This is a genomic window from Microcoleus sp. Pol14D4 (assembly GCF_036701245.1).
GTDB lineage: Bacteria > Cyanobacteriota > Cyanobacteriia > Cyanobacteriales > Microcoleaceae > Microcoleus.
In genome coordinates, this window is sequence record NZ_JAUBQM010000019.1 from 41,763 (window position 1) to 61,825 (window position 20,063).

A 20,063-nucleotide genomic window follows, 5' to 3' on the forward strand; every position below is an offset into this window, starting at 1 on the left:
AGACTACCTCTATTATTAATTATTTTTTCTGCCGTCGGGCATTGTGGTGCCTGCCATACTTGCTCGATCGATACTAGCGCCATCTATATTAGCATTGCGGAGGTTGGCATCGGAAAGATTGGCATCTCTCAAGTCGGAAAATCGCAAGTCTGCACCGTCTAGATTTGTCTTTGTCAAGTTAGCTTTTCTGAGGTTAGCGTTGCTGATTCTCGCTCCAACTAATTCGGCTCCGCTTAAGTTTGTGCGAGCTAGATTGGTGTTGACAAAATCTGAGATCTCGAACCGACTACCGCTGAGGTTGGCATCTGATAAATCTGCTCCTGTAAGGATGGGATTTTTTAAGTTAATGTTAACTAATTTTACGGCTCGGAGGTCGCAGCGGGAGCAGCTTTGAGTTAGCAGCAGCGTTTCGACGTTGGCGTTGATTTGGTCGATTTGTTGCTGGGAGAAATTTTCGGCAAATTCTGGGGAGACGTAGCCGAGCTTTTTGGGGTCGTTTGCTTTTGGTTGGGGTGTTTGTATAGGGGGTGTTTGGATTTGTTGGCGTGTTGGGATTGGTTGAGGTGTTTGTGGTTGGGGTGTTTGGATTGGTTGGGGTGTTTGGATTGGTTGGGGTGTTGGGATTGGTTGGGGTGTTTCTATTTGCCCGATCGCACTTAGTTGCAGCCCCACCTTCGGCAAATCGAGAGTTGCTGCAAAAATTAGTAGGGCGATCGACATTATTGTGAGTTTTTTCATAAATCTATAACTTTTTGTTTGCAAAAATACCATGTACATGGTATAATACCTCGAAAAGTGAACCCCCTACATTTCGCTAAATAAATCAAAATTCAGATAAAAAACTTCGGAACCATCAGGTGCGCGAATTAACTTTTCTATTACCGGAGGCAGTTGCTGTTGACGGTACAATTCGGGAATCTCGCAGAAGCTTTCTTCGGTAATTTCCAAAATTTTTGGCATATCAGGAAGGGGAATCCCCAACCGATCGCTTTTATTTAAGGTACAAATAATCAGGTATTTGCACTCAGCAATGCTCGGGCTCCTGGGAAATATTTTGGATAAATTAATTATGGTAATCAGTTCTTCTTGATGCCGCAGTAAACTATTACCGTTAGGTAAAAGGCCGTAGACATTAAAGTTTTTAACAATGCGCTCCACTCGTTCAATAGGAACAGCATAGTAAATTTTTCCTAGTTCAAAGGAAACAATTTTTTTAGGGGCAATTCTAACAGTGACTTGTTTCTTGCTCCGAAAGCGGCGATTGTAATTAGCGTGAGTCATTCGATTTTAGATTTTAGATTTTAGATTTTAGATTGATAGATTGATAGATTGAAGATTGAAGATTATGGGATTTTAGATTTGAGATTGAAGATTGAAGATTAGTGGATTTTAGATTTGAGATTATTAGATTTGAGATTATTGAATTTGAGCAGGTAATTCGGCTGCGTAGCTTCCCAAGATTCGCGGGGGCATTTATTTTTTGCATAATTTTTGTTTGAGATTAGGAATTATTTGATGGCAAATTTTAGATTGGGGATTAATTTATTGAGTGGTGGATTAATTTGGGGATAGCTTGTAAAAGTTGGGCTTCGCTGTAAGGTTTGGTGAAGTATTTATTTGCGCCTAATTCCATTGCCATTTGCCGATGTTTTTCCCCGCTACGGGATGTTAGCATGGCTACGGGAATCTTAGCAAACCGCTCGGTCGATCTGATCGATCGCAACAATTCAAATCCATCCATCCGGGGCATTTCAATATCCACGATCGCCAAACTGCAATCAAGACCATTTTGCAACTTTTCCAGGGCATCCAGGCCGTCTTTAGCCTGTACCACCCGGTAGCGAGCACGGGTCAGCGTCAGAGACAGCAACTGGCGAATTGTATAGGAATCATCCACTACCAAAATCTGCGGTGACTGACTAGAACTCGGCGGTATCTCCTGCACTTTACCGGAGACAGCGGCGATCGAACTATTTACCAAAGGTTGACCCACCAAATCATCCACATCCAGAATATTCACCACGCGCCCGTCCCCCAAAATCGTAGTCCCCAAAACGCCGCGAGGCTTGGATAGAGGCGGTGGCAAAGGTTTAACCACAATTTCCTGCTGACCGATCAGCCGTTCCACTGCCACCGCCAGCATTCCTTCGGTAGAAGCCAAAACCAGGACGGGAATTTCCTCTTGGGTCAAAGGGTCAGGAGAGGGGGCATCCGGCGCGACGACGCTGTATTCGAGCAAATCTTGCATCCTCACCAAACGAATAAATTCCTCCCGCCACCACAGCATCGGCTGATTGCCTGCGATGTGAACTTCCGAGGCTTTAATGTGCAGAATTTCCTCGACTGCATCCAGCGGCACTGCTATTTTATTGTGATCTGTCTTCACCATCAGTGCATCAGTAATCGACAGCAGCAGCGGCAGTTTAATGATAAAACTCGTACCTTTTCCCAGGCGAGAATCTACCTTGACAGTTCCCCGCACAGTCCGCAAATTTGTTCGCACCACGTCGAGTCCGACTCCCCGCCCCGAAAGGTCGCTGACCCCTTCTGTAGTGCTGAAACCCGGCCAAAACAGAAAATCGTAGAGTTCGGCAATGGAAAATTCTTGAGCTTGTTCCTCCGTCGCCAAATTCTTTGTGACAACTTTACGGCGAATGATTTCCGGGTCAATGCCTTTGCCGTCATCGGCAACAGTAATAATAGTTTGGCCGCCTTGGTGGCGGGCTTCTATTTCTATTTGACCGCTGGCCGGCTTGCCGCTTGCTTTCCGAACTTCGGGCATTTCGATGCCGTGGTCGAAAGCGTTTCTCACTAAGTGTATTAAGGGGTCGCGCAAAGCGTCGAGCAAACTTTCGTCAATTTTGGTATCTCTTCCCACTAGCAGCAGGTTGACATCTTTATCGTATGCGAGGCACATCTCCCGCAGGGCTCTGGGCAAGTGATCGACGGCGCGGCTGAAACTCACGACTCGCAACTGCATGACGCGGCTGCGCAGTTGTTCGGTAATGCGGCGCAGTTGGTCGGTACTGCGCTCGAATTTCATGGCTAAGGTGTCTAATTTGGTGGCGGAGTGAGAAATTGCTTGGGCAGTTTCGATGACTTCTGCGGCTGTCGAGTGGAACTCTGTATAACGATCCATCTCTAAGATATCGAAGTGAGCATGGGCCGGAGAGGATTTGCCGTTAGCAATCATGGGGAATTCTGTTTCTGCTGCTGCAAGTTTTCCCAATCCAGAGTTCCCGTTTCCCCCTCTCCACTCTGCAAAGCTCAGTCTGTCGTATTCTTCTCGCAACTGACCGCCGAATTGGTTCAAATCTACGATATTGCGGCGGATGCGCTTGACTTCGCCACGCAGTTCGGATTCTTGAAGTTCTAAATTTGTACGGTTGATGACTAATTCTCCGACTAGATTCACTAATTCTGTCAAGCGTTCCAAGTCTACCCGGATGGTCGGTCTTTGCGGGTTGGAGACTGTGAGAGTCGGGGATTCGGGGAGAGTCGGGGAGAGAGACGGAGAGTCGGGGAGGGAGAGGGAGATTTCCGGGGATGTCGGGGAGTCGGAGAGTGGGGGGGAGTCGGGGGGAGTCGCGGAGGGGGAGATGTCGGGGATGTCGATCGCCCTTCCTTCCAGTATTTGTTGGCGTGCGGTTTGCAAGTTTTGGGCGATCGTCCAACCCTCGGATTGCAACCGTTGTAGAGTCAAGTCGGGAGAGTCGATCAAATCTCTGATAGCTGCGGCGACTTTCCCAAAATCCGGCAATAGCAGCATTCCAGCCAAACCAGAAAGTTGGTAGTAAACCTGGTTGAGGGCGCTGACGCTTTTTGCCAAATCTGCCTCGGAAGCTTGGGAAAGTTCGGTTTCTAAGCGATTGAAGAGTGGTGGCACTTCATGTTCAAAAATCAGTTTCAGGGTTTCCGGGGCGGGCGATTGACTGGCTGCAGGGACTGGCGACGGTTCTGACTTGCCATACTGGGCCTGGAACTGAGCGAAAATTTGGGCGATCGCCTCCAAGTTTTCCGTTTGATCCGGAGTTGTGACATCGGAGTGTTGAACTGATTCGATCGTAATCTTTTTGAGCGCATCCACCCCCTGTAGCAAAACACTCACAGTAGTCGGTTCCAGGGCTGACAAGTCTGTGCGATCGCGCAAAATGACAAAACAGTCCTCCAGCGTGTGAGCTGCCACAGACACGTTTTGAAAGCCCAACATCGAACCCGCACCTTTAATCGAGTGAGCCGCCCGAAACATTTCTTTAACTGCCGCTTGTCGCTCTTTCAAACCCGCAGTTTCCATCGCCAGTAGGTTCGTCTCCATTAACTGGAGAAACTCTTCGCATTCTGCGGTAAAAGCATCTATTAATTCGTTTAAATCGTCATCATTCATATTAGTCTGTTATCTGTTGTCTGTTGACAGTTAACTGTTGACTGTTAACTGCTTGCAGTTTTTTTATATATGATGTCCTGTTATTTAACTGTAATTGTTGTTGGGGCGGGTTCACGATTATCTATAACTTCGCATTCAGTATATTTCTCAACCTGCCCCGGCAACAACGATAGTTATTAGTGATTCGTATAACTGTCAACCGTCAACAGTTAACTGTCAACCGTCAACCGTCAACAGTTAACTGAACTAACTGCGGAAATTCGCCACCGACTTTTGCAATTGGCCCAGAGAACCAGACAACTCGTCCAAAGATGCTTTGACATCCGCACCTTTTTGTGCGGTCGTATTAGCAATCTCGTTGACTTGCTGCATACTGTTAGCAATTCCCTCAGCCGAAACAGTTTGCTTGGCAGATGCAATAGTAATATTCTGCACCAAAGCATTCATTTCTCGACTAACTTCGATAATGGCATTGAGGTGAGTTTTAGCTTCGCTTGCCAGCTTAGTGCCTTCCACTACCTCCAGCGTCCCGGATTCCATTGCCTTCATCACGCGGCTGATTTCTTCTTGAATTGTACCGACAATTTCCGAGATTTCCTCCGTAGCGCCGGCGGATCTTTCTGCTAATTTCCGCACTTCTTCGGCAACAACTGCAAAGCCTAAACCTTGTTCGCCGGCCCGCGCCGCCTCAATAGTAGCATTCAGAGCTAATAAATTAGTTTGCGAAGCAAGTTGAGAAATCGAAGTCACAATTTTGCCAATTTGCTGCGAAGATTCGCCCAAACGCTTCATCATTTTCGAGGTAGAGGCGATCGTCAACCGGAGCCCGTTAATGCCTTCGACAGCTCGATCGACCGCCATACCGCCGACTTCAGCCGTGTGAGAAGACTGCTGGGCTACTGTTTCGGCGCGCACCGAAACATCTCGCACGTCGCGGATCGAATTCACAATCCGCTCAATTTCGCGCATGATGGCAGATATTTTTGCTGCTTGAATTTCCGCCTGTTGCGTGAGTTGACTGGTATTGTTAATCGACTCGCCGGTGGCAGATGTTACCTGTTCGGCTAAAGTTTGAATTCCCGTTACCACTTTCCGCAGAGAACCGATTAAGAAGTTGAAAGAGTCGGCGACAGCACCTAAAACGTCGTTAGTCACTTCCGCCCTCACTGTCAAGTCACCTTGAGCCGCGCCTTTAATTTCTCCCAACAATTTAAGGACTTGCTGCGTCAGAGAATCAGCTTCAGCTTTACGTTCTGCTGCCAATTTTTCTAGTCGTTCTTCTGCTTCTTTGCGCTCGGTGATGTCAAAACGAATGGCGATATATTTGACTATGGTGCCGCTGGTATCAAAAATGGGGGAGATCGTCGAATCTACCCAGTAAAACGAGCCATCTTTTCGTCGGTTTTTGATTTCCCCTTTCCACACCAAACCGCGAGAAAGTGTCACCCACATTTCTTCAAAAAATGATTTGGGATGGTAGCCGGAATTGACGACGCGGTGGTTGCGGTGCAGGAGTTCTCCCATGCTGTAACCGGAGATTTCAATGAATCGGTCGTTGACGTAGGTAATCATGCCTTGGACATCAGTTTCGCTGACGATCGCCGATTCGTCGAGAGCATTCTGCCGAGTTTTGAGTTCTTGCAGCAAGCGTTCCTGTGCCTCGGCTAACTGCTGCATTCGCTGCTGGGATGCTCTTTGTTCGGTGACGTTGCGGCAAACGACTACGCCGCCTTTAAGCGCCCCCGTTTCGTCTTTGAGTGGCCGGCCGTTAACTTTCACCCACAGACCATCTGGGTTGCCTGCGTGGCGGGTGAAAAGGTCTACGTCGTCAACTACTTCTCCTCGAACCGTGCGCGCTAAAGGTATGTCGGCTGGGGGATAGGGAGTTACGGTATCGGGCAAGAATAAACCGTATTTTGCCGACCATTCGTTGAGAATAGAATCTGTCGCACCCATGCCAAACATATCTTCGGCGGCGGGGTTGAACAACACAAAATTGCCTTTTTCGTCGGCCGCAATTATGCCGTCGCCAATGCTGTTTATTAGCAGTTGCAAGAGATTGGTTTGCTGGCGAAATTGGTCTTCGGAACTGGCTAATTGGGCTGTTGTTTTTTCCAGTTGCACCATCGCCTGTTTGCTTTCGGTAACGTCGCGAGCAACTGCATACATGAGCTTTTGTTCGGTTTCAGGTCGCACTTTCCACGACAGCCACTTGTAGGAACCGTCTTTGCAGCGGTAGCGATTTTCAAAGAACTGTACTTCGACGCCATCGTATACTTTTCCCGCTTCGGCTGTGGTTTCTTGGCAATCGTCTGGATGGACGAAATTGATAAAAGGTTGGTTTTCTACTTCTTCTAGCGTGTAGCCGAGGGTTGTTTCCCAAGCGGGATTGAGGCGCTTGAATTTCCCTTCAAAATCTACAATACAAACCAAGTCTAGGGAAAGGGTAAAAAATCGATCGCGCTCTGCTTCTGCTTTTTTGCGATCGGTAATTTCGATCGCCACAGCCCCGATACCGATGGGTTTGCCGTCAGATCCGGGCAAAGGAAAGTATGACGCCAGCCAATCTCGCAGGACGCCCGGTTCGTTGAAGAATGATCCCGATACCTCAACGTTTAACAACGGTTGGTTGGTGGCGAGAATCTGCTGCAACATCGGCACTTGGGTATCGCTCATTTCGGGTATAACTTCCCTCACCGTCTTACCGAAGTGTTCGGCAACTGAGACGCCGGTGGTTGCCGCTAATTTCTCGTTGACTTGCACGAAGCGCAACTGCTCGTCAAAAATACACATTGAGGTCGGGGCGGCTGTGAAAAATGCGTCAAAGCGACTTTGACGCAAAACTAATTCTCGTTCTAGGGCTTTGCGATCGCTGATGTCGCGAGCTTCGGGAATCAGCAGCACGACTTTGCCGCTGTCGTCTACGATCGGCTTGAGGGAGAAGTCCACAGTCATCACAGCACCCCCAGCAACGAGCACGTCGGCTTCGTAGCGGACTACCTCGCCGGCGGCGGCTTTTGCGAGGGCAGCTTGCACTTTTTGCTTGGCTTCTGGGGAAATTTGCCACCACAAATTATCTACAAACTGCGTGCCTAGGAAGTCTTCGCGCTCCAGTCCGGCGACAGCGAGGGCTGTTTGGTTGACCTCCAAAACGGTTCCGTCTGGTTTGAGCAGCCCCACTAATTGGAACGATTGGTCGAAAATGGCTCGGAATAGTCTTTCGCGATCGCGCAGCATCTCTTCTGCACGTTTGCGATCGCTGATGTCGCGAGTAACTGTTGCCAACCCGATAGGCTCGCCGGTTTCTGGGTTTTTGACGGTAAATATGGTGAAGTCAACCGGAATGTTTTCGCCGGTTTGAAAGTTCCTCAATCGGAATTCACCCTGCCAAAAACCGTCTCGCACAGTAGGCGGCAGGATTTCTTCTTGGAAAAACTTAACATCTTCTGCACAGAAGAACTCATAAACACTTTTATTTTTGACTTCTTCAATATTTGGCAATCCTACTAATTTCATTCCTGCGGGATTCAGGTATGTTGCCTCTCCCTCCAATGTTGCCGTGCCGATAAAATCAGAGCTGCTTTCTACGATCGAAATCAATCTTTGCTTTTCGATTTCGGCTTGCTTGCGCTCTGTGATATCGTTGTTAGTTTCTAAAATTGCTTTTGGTTTTCCCTGTTCGTCTCGCTGCAAATTCCAGCGGCTGAATACGGTAATTTTGGTGTCAGAATTGGTGGTATGAATTATTTCTCCTTCCCAATAATCCTGCTCTTCTAACTGTGCCGAGATAGCTGCTAAAGGCTGGGAAAAAATGCTGTGCAATAGAGTATGGGTGAGTTTCCCCAAGGCTTCTTTTTTTGTCCAGCCGTACATACGTTCGGCTCCCTGACTCCAATAATTAATCGTGCCGTCCATATCGCGAACGATCAAGGCGTCGCTTGCCAGGTCAAGCATTTGCAAGTTCTGCTGCAAGGCTTCTTCTGTGCGCTTGCTTTCTGTAATGTTGCGGGCGATAGTTGACAGAAATTCAATTTCTCCATTCTCGGATTTGTGAGCAATAATTACTTGAGAAACTGGTATTTCTTTGCCGTCTAAAGTTCGCCACATCGCCTCGCCGCTCCACGCCCCGTCCCGGCAAGCTGCGGGGATGCCGACGTTGAGAAGAGTGTCGATACTTTGGGGCGATGTCAGGTCGGAAATGCTGAATCCGGCTAAATCTGCGTGCTCGCCAACTCTCAACATTTCTCTGGCTGCGCGGTTGAGATAAATGGTGCGCTGTTGGGTGTCTGCTATGCCTACCCAGTCTGTTGTGGTTTCTAAAATTGCTTTGAACCGCAATAGTTCTTGTTCAGATTTGCGGCGCTGTGTGATGTCGCGTGCGAAGCACAGCATTCCTAAAATGTTGCCTTCTGTATCTTGGAGGGGCAATTTCTGAGTGTCGAAGCTATGTACTTTGCCGTCGGCTAAGGTGGCTAAGTAGTTGGAACCGGGCGCGAGGTGGTTGCCGGCCCGGAAGTTTTGGATTTGGTTCTGGGAATCGGTTTCGCCTGGGAAACTGCCAAAGATTCGATCGACCGATATGCCGATTTCTGCGTCGTCTTTGCCAATAATTTCTGCTTGAGTTTTGCCGAAGGCGGTGGCGAAACCTGCATTGACTAGGGTATAGCGCGAGTTTCGATCTTTGACAAATATGCAGTCTGGCGTAGCGTCAATGACTGTCCGCAGCAAGTTTTGGGAGCTTTCTACTTCAGCGAGCGTCTGCCGCAGTTGTTCTTCCATTTGCACGCGCTTGGTGATATCTCTCATCGCGGAAACGAGAAATTTCCTGCCCTCGGTATCTACAAATGTAGATTTTTTGGCGGAGAGAAAGCGGGTGTTTCCTGCTGAGTCTGTGAGGGTTTTTTGGATTTCGCTGCTGGTATTTGTCAATAAAACTAATTCGTCTTTTTCTCGATATCTCTGTGCTTCCTCTTTGGGCAAAAACTGGTCGTAGCATTTGCCAATTAGTTCTTCTCTGCTGTGACCGATGTATTGACAAAAGGCATCATTTAATATAATCCAGCGGTGCTGGTGGTCTTTGACATAAATCGGGTCGGGGATGCTGTTGAGGATGTTGTTTAAGAATAGTTCTGAGGTTTTTAATTGCTCTTGGGCTGCGGTGCGATCGCGAATTTCCTGTTCCATTTGTGCGTTAGTTTGCAGGAGCTGCTCGGTTCTTTCATTCACTCGCTGCTCTAGTTCTGCGGTTAGCTGCTGCAATGCGGCTTCTGCCTGTTTGCGCTGGGTAATGTCCCGGCCTTCGGCGAGGATTTGAAATATTTCTCCTGTTGCATTTAATAGCGGCTTAAACGACACGTCCATTACTGTCACATGGTTATTGGGGCCGATGATTTCGTATTCTTCCCGGACAAAATTACCGGCCGAAACTTGTTTAATGTTCGTTTTTAGGCGCTGCTGGTTGGTTGGAGTTGAGGCCCACCAAGGTGTAAGCCAAAATTTCAGCCCCAGCACTTCTGATGCTTGGAAATCGCCCACTTCTAGCGCTGTCTGATTTGCTTCGATCACAGTACCGTCTGGCTCCAATAATGCGATCGCTTGAAAAGCTTGGTCGAAGATTGCGTGAAATCGCTGGTTAGTTTCGCTCAGTGCTTGTTCTGTTTCTTTTTTAGCGTTAAGGATGCGGGTGGAACCTACTAAGAATCCGTAGCGGTTGGACAAACTCAAAAAAACGAGCGCCGCCATTACAGTGATCCAATCGAACACAGTTTGTGCCACTGGAGAGTGGGGCAGCCCTAGGTATTCGGCGGCGTGGCCGCTATGGCCGAAAGCGCAGGTCCAAAATATGGCTGCTGTGGCTGTGGCGAAGATGTCCAACCCGAATTGACGGTTTCGCCACAAACCTAAGCTGATTATCCAGGCGATGGCAAAGTAACATACACAAATGATGGAATTAGCAGCTCCAGCTAGTACCGATTGGGAGAAGTCAGGCAACGTCAGGGTTAAAGTCGTTGCGATCGAGGTATAGAGAATTTTGATCATAAAATTAAGGATGGGCAAATCGGATGCGGGCGATCGTTAGTTAAAATTATTGATGGAAAGCAGTTGTAGACTTACCTGTATGGTTGCTTTTTACCAGCGTTCGGAATGGGCGATCGCTTCTACATCGACAATCATTAGCAAGCGTCCTTCGGAATTGTACAGACCTTTTAAGAATGGAGCGAGGTCGGGACTCACATCTAGTGCTGAGACAATGCGATCGGGATTGAGAGGTAAAACTCCTTCGACGCGGGAGACGGCTAATCCCAGGCTGATTCTCGACAACAATCTCACGTCTCGCGGATCGGGGGCTTCTACAACTAAGATGCGGCTGTTTGGGTGGTGGATGTCAACCGACTCAATACCGACGAACAGTCCGAAGTCTGCTGCTGCCAAGATTTCGCCCCGCAAGTTTGTTAATCCCAGCAAAAATGGCAGGGTGTTGGGAACCAGCGAAATCGGTTGTTCATTGAGGGAAAGAACTTCCCGCACTGCATCTAAGTCTATGGCGAACAGACTGCCTCCTTGACCGAACAGGAGAAATTGCTTTGTTCCACTTGTCTGATTCCCCCCAGCCGGGGGAGCCGTTCTTTTCATGGCTTATTTTTAGTTTATAGTGTAGCTTACAAATTAGAATTTTGCTTTGACCCTAAAGCCGATCGCCGATCTAGTTTTTCTGGATCGGTTTTGATGCGTCAAATGTTTCTGTTAAATAAATCGCCGATTGGCAAATAAGCAGGTTGCTATCATTAAACATAAACTTTTATGGAATTCTAAAACCCAGTTTATTTAATAAAAACGGGGTTTGTCGGTATAAGGTTTTTTGGAAAGCTGCCGATGACTTTATATTCGGATTACGCCGAAAGCAGACGCTGCACTATGTGAACCAGTTGCTGAGGTTCAAAGGGTTTGCTAACGTAAGCGTCGGCGCCTAAATCGGTTCCCCAAGCTTTATCGATCTCGGTGTTTTTATGAGTACAAAATACTACGGGCAATTTGGCAGTTGCGCGATCGCCCCGCAATTCTCTGATCACTTCAAACCCGTTCATTCGTGGCATCACTACATCTAAAACGACCAAAGCCGGAGGGGTTTTGCGGATCATGGCGATCGCTTCTTCGCCGTCGCCTGCCCGGATCACATCCAGTCCGGCATCTTGAAGAATGCGGCAGATGATTTCTAGTTCGGTCTTAACGTCGTCCACTACTAAAATTTTTGACATGATTCCACACTTCCTTGCTGTTATTGACAGCGGACTACGTTTATTTAGAAGCTGGCGCGACCGGCGGCGATGGGACTAGACCGCTTTGCCGACAAATTAATGTACTTCCAAATACAATATAGCCGATCGTATGGCTGAAGGTTAGCTGTCATCGATAAAAAACGATACAAATTTACTTTGCTAAAGGAATCATCCTGAATAAATTAATCGGTAATTAGTAATTGATTATCGGTAATTCGCGGTTTGGAAACCAACAGGTCTTAGTAGAAGGAGCGGTGGGAAGACGAAAGCCGGATTTTCTATATTTTTTTAGCTTTATTCCACTCACATACTTTAGAGAATTGCCTAAAGAATACAGGCTATTTTTAAATTAGCACCCTTAACAGCAATTGGAAAGTAGTGATAGCGTTTTTTTTACTGGCACTCAAATTTTTTTGACTTAAAAAAAACACCAAAATCTCGCTGATTAAGCGCTATTTTTTAATAACTTAGACAACTCAAAATTGAGGATTGTAACACTGACATTTATTAAAGAATTTTATTGTCTATGATTTATAATTTGGGGGCAAATTCAATGGAGCGCCCGGCAGTCCTATGTTACCCAGTAGAGAAGTGTTGGGTTCGTCAGAACTATTGCCAGCAGGCGATCGCCATCCTTGAGCTTGATTGTGGGCCTCGCCGAAAAGACTGCAGCAAGATGCGGTCAATCGATTTTAGATTTTAGATTTTAGGTTTCAGAATTGAAGAAGCGCTCACACTGATAAATCCGGGGGCTGGTGATGAGCAGTCTGAGCTTTTTTCTCGCTTCACGGATGAATCCGGCGGTCGCGGACGAAATTGCTTGATGGTAAAATTAGTCGGTGAGGGAGAGACGGCGATCGGCTATAATAAAGGGCTAGAGGAAAAGAACACCGAAAACCCGAAAATATGGTTGCCATCCAAAGAAATCTCAACATTGCCGCGCTAGAAGCAGAATACAGTCAAAAAACACCGCGAGACATTCTCAAATTTGCCCTAGAAAATTTTGACAATATCTCCATTTCTTTCAGCGGGGCTGAAGATGTAGTTCTGATCGATCTTGCCTCAAAAATCACCAAGAATTTCCGCGTTTTCACCCTAGACACCGGACGATTGCACTCTGAAACTTATCAGTTTTTGGATCTAGTCAGAAAACATTACGGCATTAAATTAGAAGTAATGTTTCCCGATGCTGCTGAAGTACAAGCCCTAGTAGAAGAAAAGGGATTGTTTAGTTTTTATCAAGACGGTCACAAAGAATGCTGCGGCGTGCGGAAAGTCAAGCCGCTGCGCCGCAAATTGAATACTCTCGATGCTTGGATTACTGGTCAGCGGAAAGACCAAAGTCCCAGTACCCGCAACGGTATTCCGGTTATTGAAGTTGACACTGCATTCTCAACTCCCGACCATGAATTAATTAAATTCAACCCCTTAGCAAACTGGTCTTCGGCAGAGGTTTGGGAATACATTCGCGCTTTGGATGTGCCTTACAACAAGTTGCACGAACGCGGTTTTGTAAGTATTGGTTGCGAACCTTGTACGAAGCCGATATTGCCGAACCAACACGAACGCGAAGGTCGCTGGTGGTGGGAAGAAGCAACCGTAAAAGAATGCGGTTTGCACGCTGGTAACGCACAAACTTAGTAAGTACATCACTTAAGGAGTAAGGTGCGCTAGGATCGCCAAACAAATAGTAGGGTGCGCTAGGCGCACCTTACCCAAGAATAAATGCGCTTCACATAAATGCTAGCCGAAGAATTCGCAATTAAAATAAACACAAATTAAGCTGAGCTTGCCCTTAAACTTTGATATAACGATCGACATGCAGAATAAATGCTAGCCGAAGAATTCGCAATTAAAATAAACACAAATTAAGCTGAGATTGCCCTTAAACTTGGATAGAATGATCGATATTCAGAAAAGTTTTTAAAGTAGGTACTATATGCTCGCCTCAACTAACGAATTGCTGAACACGGCTTTGAGAAATGGTTATGCGATCGGCGCTTTTAACGTCTACAACCTCGAAGGAGTAAAAGCCGTCATCAATGCGGCAGAAGCGCTGCACAGTCCTGCTATACTGCAACTTCACCCCAGCGCCCTCCAATACGGAAAATCGCCTTTAGTCGCACTGTGCATGGAAGCGGCCCGCAAATCTCTAGTGCCGATCGCAGTACACTTAGATCACAGCACCTCAGAAAAAGACATTCACCTCGGCCTAGGTGCGGGCATTAAATCAATTATGACAGACGGTTCTTTTTTGCCCTACGAACAAAACTTAATATTTAGCCGGGAAATGACTAAATTAGCCCACGCTAACGGTGCGGCAGTTGAAGCAGAAATCGGCAGAATTAGTGGCAGGGAAGACTGTTTGACAATCGATGAGAAAGCCGCAAAAATGACCGATCCCGTAGCAGCAGTAGAGTTTATCAAAGAAACTAATGTGGATTTTTTAGCCGTAACAATTGGTAACGTTCACGGCAAATATTTAAGCGAACCAAAACTAGATTTTCCGCGTCTGGCAAAAATCCGGGCTGCTGTTTCAGTGCCATTAGTGATGCACGGTGCTAGCGGTTTGCCGGAATCAATGATTCATCAATGTATTCAATTAGGGGTATCGAAATTCAATGTGAGTACAGAAGTTCGCGAAGCTTATATGGACGTGTTAAAAAGTAGCATTTCTTTGTCAGATCCGGATTTGTTGGAAATAATGGAAAAATCTATCAATGCCATGCGATGGGTCATTTCTGACAAACTGCAACTTTTCGGTTCTGTCGGTAAAGCTCATTTGCATCACTCTCCCTACGCGGATGACTTGACCGCAAAGAATACCAGCAACAAACAAGTCACAACAAATCAAGTTTTGATCCAATGTTAAAGCCTGTGTATAGTGAGGCTTTCAGTCTTCTTGGGAAGTAAAAAAAACAAAAGTCCTGACTGCGAACCCGTTTTTAGTCAGGACTTCAGTCCTCTCTAAATGTTTAAAAATCGATCGGGCTCGATGCCAGATTCCCGCAGCCGCCGAATTAAAGACTGCAATTGAGCTTCCGCTAACTCTGCCCGCTGCCGTTGCTGTTCCGCTTCAGTCAGAATCCAATTGCCATCAACATCATACCAGCGCAACCACAGTCGATCGATTCCCTGAAACTCTCCTTGCCACAAACCCAAGCCCAAACTTAGGTCAGGAATCCACACTCGCGACTCGGGCAATTCTAATTCTTGATAGTGTCCGCCCTTCAATTCAAACACTCGCAATTTGTTAGTATAGCGGCTGAAAACGGCATAAACAGGAACCCGCAAAATTTGCTCGTAAACCTCCCATTTTCTCGGCGGTTCCTCCTTCGTCTCGGCCTCCAAAACTTGCCCGTTACCCGCAGTGTTTCCCGACTGAGGTGGCAACTTTTCCTCATCGGTATTGTCGCCTAAATCTTCTTTTTCCGTTCCCGGCGAAAGCAGTTCTACAATTACAAAAGGATTCACGCCTTCCTGCCAAGTAACATAACTCATCCGCAGTTCGGATCGATCGTAAAGTCGGGGAACTCCCACAACTCCAAACCAATCCGGCCTCTTGTGCCACAGAGTGTGATGCACGTCATAATAAAGGTTCATGTCGGTGCCGCTAAATATCTCAGAAGCTGGATAATTCCGAGGTTGAAACGTCAGGGTCAACAACTGCGGCTGCAAATCGTGAAATTCGTCAGGCAAACCAGGTTCCTCCGGATCTTCGCTCGGTAAATCGTACATCGTCGGCAGCGTTTCTCTGGGCGATCGCGGCGGATCTGTTTGCGGCACAGGATATTTAAAAGGAAACATATAATATTGAGCAATGACTGCATTTATGCTAACATCATTTTTATACTTGCAGGACGAGCGCAAACACCCTGTAAAACGTTTATTTCAAACTTTTCTTCTTCTCTTCCGTGAAGTCAATCTAAAATCTAAAATCTAAAATCGACTGACCCGAACTTCTGCACTATGATCGACATTCCTCAACTGATTGCTCAAGAACTTTCCATTAATCTGTCTCAAGTCAATAATGCTCTGGAACTTTTCGCAGAGGGAGCAACTATTCCGTTTATTGCCCGCTACCGCAAAGAACGCACGGATTTGCTGAATGAAATTCAGTTGCGGGACATCTCCGATCGCTTCACCTATCTGACGGAAATTGAAGAGCGCAAAAAATCGATTTTAGAGACGATTAGCTCTCAGGGTAAACTCACTGAAGAACTGCAAGCGAAAATCGAATCGTGTTTGCAAAAAAACGAACTAGAAGACCTTTATCTGCCTTACAAACCCAAGCGGCGGACGCGCGCGACAATTGCTAGGGAAAAAGGTTTGGAACCGCTGGCAGAATTTATCAAGTCTCTGAACTTACCGACGGCTAAACCAGCCGATTTTGAGGCGGAAGCAGGTAAATACATTTCGGAAGAAAAGGGAGTTAAAACAGCAGAAGAAGCTCTCAAAGGTGCTGCGGATATTTTGGCGGAAGCGGTTTCGGAAAAAGCGGAATTGCGGGCTTATTTGCGAGAGTTTTTAATGAAAACCGGAGTCTTTGTCTCGAAAATTAAAGATGATTTCCCGGAAGGAAGCACTAAATTTGAAATGTATCGCAATTACCAAGTTGCAGCGAGAAGCGTTCAGTCGCACAATATGTTAGCGCTGTTTCGCGGGGAAACGGAAGGAGTCTTAGATTTGGAACTGGCGTTTGATGAATCCGCAGTGATGGCTTATTTGGAAGGTCAGGAAATTAGAACTAGGATACCGGAAGTTAAAGAGTTTTATCGATCGACCTTGAAGGATGCCTTCAACCGACTGATGAAGACTTCGTTAATTACAGAAGTGCGATCGCACAACAAAGCCGTCGCTGATATCGAGTCGATCGCCACTTTTGAAACCAACCTCCGCGAGTTGCTGCTGTCGGCGCCGGCGGGCATGAAACCCACACTGGCGATCGATCCGGGATTTCGCACGGGGTGCAAAGTTTCCGCCCTCGATGAAACCGGGCAATTTTTAGAATATCAAGCAATTTTTCCCCACCAAGCAGCGGCTCAGCGACAGCAAGCTGGTAAAATTGTCAAGCATTTAATTGAAAAATATAAAATTGAATTAATCGCGATCGGCAACGGTACAGCTTCCCGGGAAACAGACGAATTTGTTTCGGAAGTTTTGGCAGAAATGGAAAGAAAACCGATTAAAGTCATGGTGAATGAATCCGGTGCATCGATTTATTCAGCAAGCGAAGTGGCGATCGCCGAATTTCCCGACCTGGACATCACCGTCCGTGGGGCAGTCAGCATCGGACGGCGCTTGCAAGACCCCCTCGCCGAACTCGTGAAAATCGACCCAAAATCAATAGGAGTCGGTCAATACCAGCACGACGTTGACCAAAAATTGCTCAAAAAGAAACTCGACGAAACAGTCGAAAGCTGCGTTAATTATGTCGGAGTTGACTTAAACACAGCCTCCAAAGAACTGCTGACATTTGTATCGGGAATGACGGCAACAGTTGCCAAAAATATCGTCAATTACCGCAACGAAAACGGCGCATTTAAAAATCGCCGTCAACTTCTGAAAGTTCCCAAACTCGGGCCAAAAGCTTTTGAACAAGCAGCCGGGTTTCTCCGCATTCGCGGCGGCGAAAACCCCCTGGACAATACCGCAGTTCATCCCGAAAGTTATCCTGTCGTGCAGGCGATCGCCAAGGATTTAGACTTGCCGCTGACAGGAATAACAAAAATATCGGAAAAAATCAAGACTGTAAATATCAAGAAATATGTCACTGAAAAAGTGGGTGAACCAACACTCCGAGACATTATTTCCGAACTAGAAAAACCGGGAAGAGACCCGCGTGCCGAGTTTAAATATGCCACTTTCCAGGCAGGAATCACAGAAATATCCGATTTGCAAGTTGGGATGGAATTAGAAGGCATAATCACGAATGTAGCTAACTTTGGAGCCTTTGTTGATGTGGGAGTGCACCAAGACGGTTTGGTTCACGTTTCTCAATTAGCCGATCGCTTTGTAGATGACCCCAAACAGATTGTTAAAGTCGGACAAGTGGTGAAAGTGCGGGTTTTGGAGGTGAATGAGAAGTTAAAGCGGGTTAGTTTGACAATGAAGCTGCAAGAAAAACCGCAACCGCAAAATGGCAATAGCGCGAGGCTTCCGGCCCCGCGCCGACGTTAAAAGTTTGGGGGAAAGGTGAAAAAGGGCGATGGCGTCCCGCCCCGCAAGCTACCGCTATAATTGTGTAATCCTCACCCACCTCAAAATTATATGGTTGCAAGTAAAAGCGACACCTACGTCTCTCCTGAAGATTATTTAGCAGGCGAGAAAGTCAGTCCGATCAAACACGAGTACAGACAAGGTGAAATCTATGCAATGGCAGGGGCAAAAAAAGCTCATGTCATCATTTCGGGAAATGTGTTTGCACTGTTGAGAAATCATCTTCGGGGGAGTGGCTGCATACCTTACATGGCAGACATGAAAGTTCGGATTGAGGCAGCAGATTGTTATTACTATCCCGATGTAGCGGTGAGTTGTGATGAACGAGACAAAAATGCGGATGAAGATTTCATTCGCTACCCGCGCTTAATTGTGGAAGTTTTATCGCCGACAACAGCGGCTTTTGACAGAGGTGAAAAGTTTGCCGATTACCGCACTTCTGAAAGTTTGCAAGAGTATGTATTAATCAATCAAGAAAGAGTTAGTGTAGAGTGTTTTCGCCGGAATGCAGAGGGTTTTTGGGTGCTTTATCCTTACAGTCAAGGACAAGAAGTTCAGTTTGCTAGCGTTAATTTTAGCTGTGCGATCGAGACATTGTATGAAGATGCGATCGAGATTACTTGATTTTACTTACTCCAGAATTATATCAAATCCGGTAGCATCGGAATTATTCATCTCTTTCTTCTCTCCCTCTGCGTTCTCTGCGCCCTCTGCGGTTAAATCATTCCGATGCAACCGGAAACGATATTACTGGAATAATCCGGAATTAGATATTGATATGATTGAACCGCGAAGACGCGAAGGACGCGAAGGAAGAGAAAAGAAGAAGAAGCTGGTAATTGCTATTTTTTCTTGGTGGCTTTCCAAGTGCCGCCGTAGAAGTAAAAAGGATTGTTTGCACTTACCGATTCCCAACATTTAAGACACAAAAAAAACCACTGCCCCGACTCGTCATGCCGCGCGCGGTAGAGAGTCGGGGCAGATTGGGAACAGCGATCGCAATATTTGATTCTGATTGCCCTGGCCATTGTTACTCTGTTTCAAACAATAACGGACTCTTGAGGGCGGGCAAATATCATGCGGCCGGCGCTGGTTTGCAGGGCGCTGGTGACTACGACTCTGGCTTCGCCGCCGACATAGCTGCTTCCTGCTTCCACGACAACCATTGTGCCGTCATCCAAGTAACCGATTCCCTGAGAGGGTTCTTTGCCTTCTTTGCGGATTTTGAGTTCGATCGTATCTCCCGGCAAATAAGTGGGGCGCACCGCATGAGTCAAATCATTAATATTCAAAACCGGCAGTTTTTGGACAGTAGCTACTTTCGATAAGTTGTAATCGTTGGTGAGCAAAATGCCGTCGATATCCAAGGCGAACCGAACTAATTTTGCATCGACCGTGGCAAGATCTTCGTAGTCAGCCGAGTGAATTTGAATCCGTTCTGGATATGTTTCTTTGATGCGGTTGAGTACATCTAAGCCGCGGCGCCCGCGCACTCGCTTTTGATCGTTGGCTGAATCAGCTACCAGTTGCAGTTCTTGGAGAACGAATTGCGGGATAATAATTTGACCTTCGAGGAAACCTGTTTCTAACAGGTTTTCAATCCGGCCGTCAATAATGCAGCTAGTATCGACCACTTTGGCAGAGGCTGGTTTGAAAGTCCCTTCCGCTACCAACACCGTGTCTAAGCTTTTGGGGTTGATCAGCCGCAAGAAAGCACGGCCGTGGGTGTCGGTCAAACTGACGCCTGTGAAGCCGAACATGACACTACCCAAGACGGCGACTAGAGGTTTGATGAAGCCGAACTCGCGGGGAATTGGCAGCAGGAATAGCGGAGCCAGCATTAAGTTCGCTACTAGAAGTCCGATGATTAAGCCGATCGCCCGCGTCAGTAACATCTCCACTGGCATATCGCGAACTTGTTTTTCCAGCCGGCGGTAGGTTGTTTGAGCCACTAATCCCATCACGAAGCCGATTAATGCTCCAAAGGAACCTAGTACAGAACTTAAACCTTGTATATTTGTAACTTGCAGCAGCAGATTGCTCGGCAGGAGTTCGACTCCGTAATAGCCGATGCCTCCGCCTGCGATTATGAATGAGATTATTATGATTGCGTCTAGCATTAGTTCTAGGTTAATGAATTTATTCCTATTATATCTTTTCAGTGCTGATACTTGTTTTCATGC

At 46.9% G+C, this 20,063-nt stretch carries 12 protein-coding genes; 4 read left to right on the forward strand and 8 right to left on the reverse strand.

Features of this window, described 5'->3' with window-relative positions; genetic code table 11:
* Positions 1-15: 15 nt before the first annotated feature.
* From QUA33_RS09970 to QUA33_RS09995, 6 genes are all read right to left on the reverse strand, one after another.
* Positions 16-738 carry a pentapeptide repeat-containing protein gene (locus QUA33_RS09970; protein ID WP_333148475.1) on the reverse strand — a complete coding sequence of 241 codons (723 nt, stop codon included), beginning with the start codon at positions 736-738 and terminating at the stop codon, positions 16-18.
* A 66-nt stretch (positions 739-804) separates the two neighbouring features.
* Positions 805-1,281: a chemotaxis protein CheW gene (locus QUA33_RS09975; RefSeq protein WP_015175094.1), complete on the reverse strand. Its 477-nt coding sequence runs from the start codon at positions 1,279-1,281 to the stop codon at positions 805-807.
* Positions 1,282-1,537: 256 nt separating this feature from the next.
* On the reverse strand, positions 1,538-4,384 hold the full coding sequence (locus QUA33_RS09980; RefSeq protein ID WP_333148476.1) for a hybrid sensor histidine kinase/response regulator: 2,847 nt from the start codon (positions 4,382-4,384) through the stop codon (positions 1,538-1,540).
* Positions 4,385-4,630: 246 nt separating this feature from the next.
* Positions 4,631-10,423 carry a PAS domain S-box protein gene (locus tag QUA33_RS09985; RefSeq protein WP_333148477.1) on the reverse strand — a complete coding sequence of 1,931 codons (5,793 nt, stop codon included), beginning with the start codon at positions 10,421-10,423 and terminating at the stop codon, positions 4,631-4,633.
* 90 nt (positions 10,424-10,513) lie between these two features.
* A complete protein-coding gene (locus tag QUA33_RS09990) occupies positions 10,514-11,017 on the reverse strand; it encodes a chemotaxis protein CheW (RefSeq protein WP_333075863.1) in 504 nt (167 codons plus the stop codon).
* A 257-nt stretch (positions 11,018-11,274) separates the two neighbouring features.
* Positions 11,275-11,640 carry a response regulator gene (locus tag QUA33_RS09995; protein ID WP_333062848.1) on the reverse strand — a complete coding sequence of 122 codons (366 nt, stop codon included), beginning with the start codon at positions 11,638-11,640 and terminating at the stop codon, positions 11,275-11,277.
* A 927-nt stretch (positions 11,641-12,567) separates the two neighbouring features.
* On the opposite strand from QUA33_RS09995, the gene QUA33_RS10000 reads away from it, so the two are divergent.
* Both QUA33_RS10000 and QUA33_RS10005 read left to right on the forward strand, forming a co-directional pair.
* Positions 12,568-13,302, forward strand: a complete 735-nt coding sequence (locus QUA33_RS10000) for a phosphoadenylyl-sulfate reductase (RefSeq protein WP_333148478.1) — start codon at positions 12,568-12,570, stop codon at positions 13,300-13,302.
* 298 nt (positions 13,303-13,600) lie between these two features.
* Complete coding sequence (locus QUA33_RS10005) at positions 13,601-14,533, forward strand: class II fructose-bisphosphate aldolase (RefSeq protein ID WP_333148479.1); 933 nt, start codon at positions 13,601-13,603, stop codon at positions 14,531-14,533.
* Positions 14,534-14,628: 95 nt separating this feature from the next.
* On the opposite strand, the gene QUA33_RS10010 is transcribed toward QUA33_RS10005, so the two are convergent.
* Positions 14,629-15,468, reverse strand: coding sequence for a Uma2 family endonuclease (locus QUA33_RS10010; protein ID WP_333148480.1), 840 nt, complete (start codon positions 15,466-15,468; stop codon positions 14,629-14,631).
* 162 nt (positions 15,469-15,630) lie between these two features.
* Here QUA33_RS10010 and QUA33_RS10015 point away from each other — a divergent pair, with 162 nt between their 5' ends.
* Together QUA33_RS10015 and QUA33_RS10020 are read left to right on the forward strand one after the other, a co-directional pair.
* Complete coding sequence (locus QUA33_RS10015; RefSeq protein WP_333148481.1) at positions 15,631-17,841, forward strand: Tex family protein; 2,211 nt, start codon at positions 15,631-15,633, stop codon at positions 17,839-17,841.
* Between the two features lie 90 nt (positions 17,842-17,931).
* On the forward strand, positions 17,932-18,504 hold the full coding sequence (locus tag QUA33_RS10020; RefSeq protein WP_333148482.1) for a Uma2 family endonuclease: 573 nt from the start codon (positions 17,932-17,934) through the stop codon (positions 18,502-18,504).
* A 416-nt stretch (positions 18,505-18,920) separates the two neighbouring features.
* Here the strand turns inward: QUA33_RS10020 and QUA33_RS10025 are convergent, their stop codons facing one another.
* Positions 18,921-20,000, reverse strand: a complete 1,080-nt coding sequence (locus QUA33_RS10025) for a PIN/TRAM domain-containing protein (protein WP_333096317.1) — start codon at positions 19,998-20,000, stop codon at positions 18,921-18,923.
* Between the last annotated feature and the right edge of the window lie 63 nt (positions 20,001-20,063).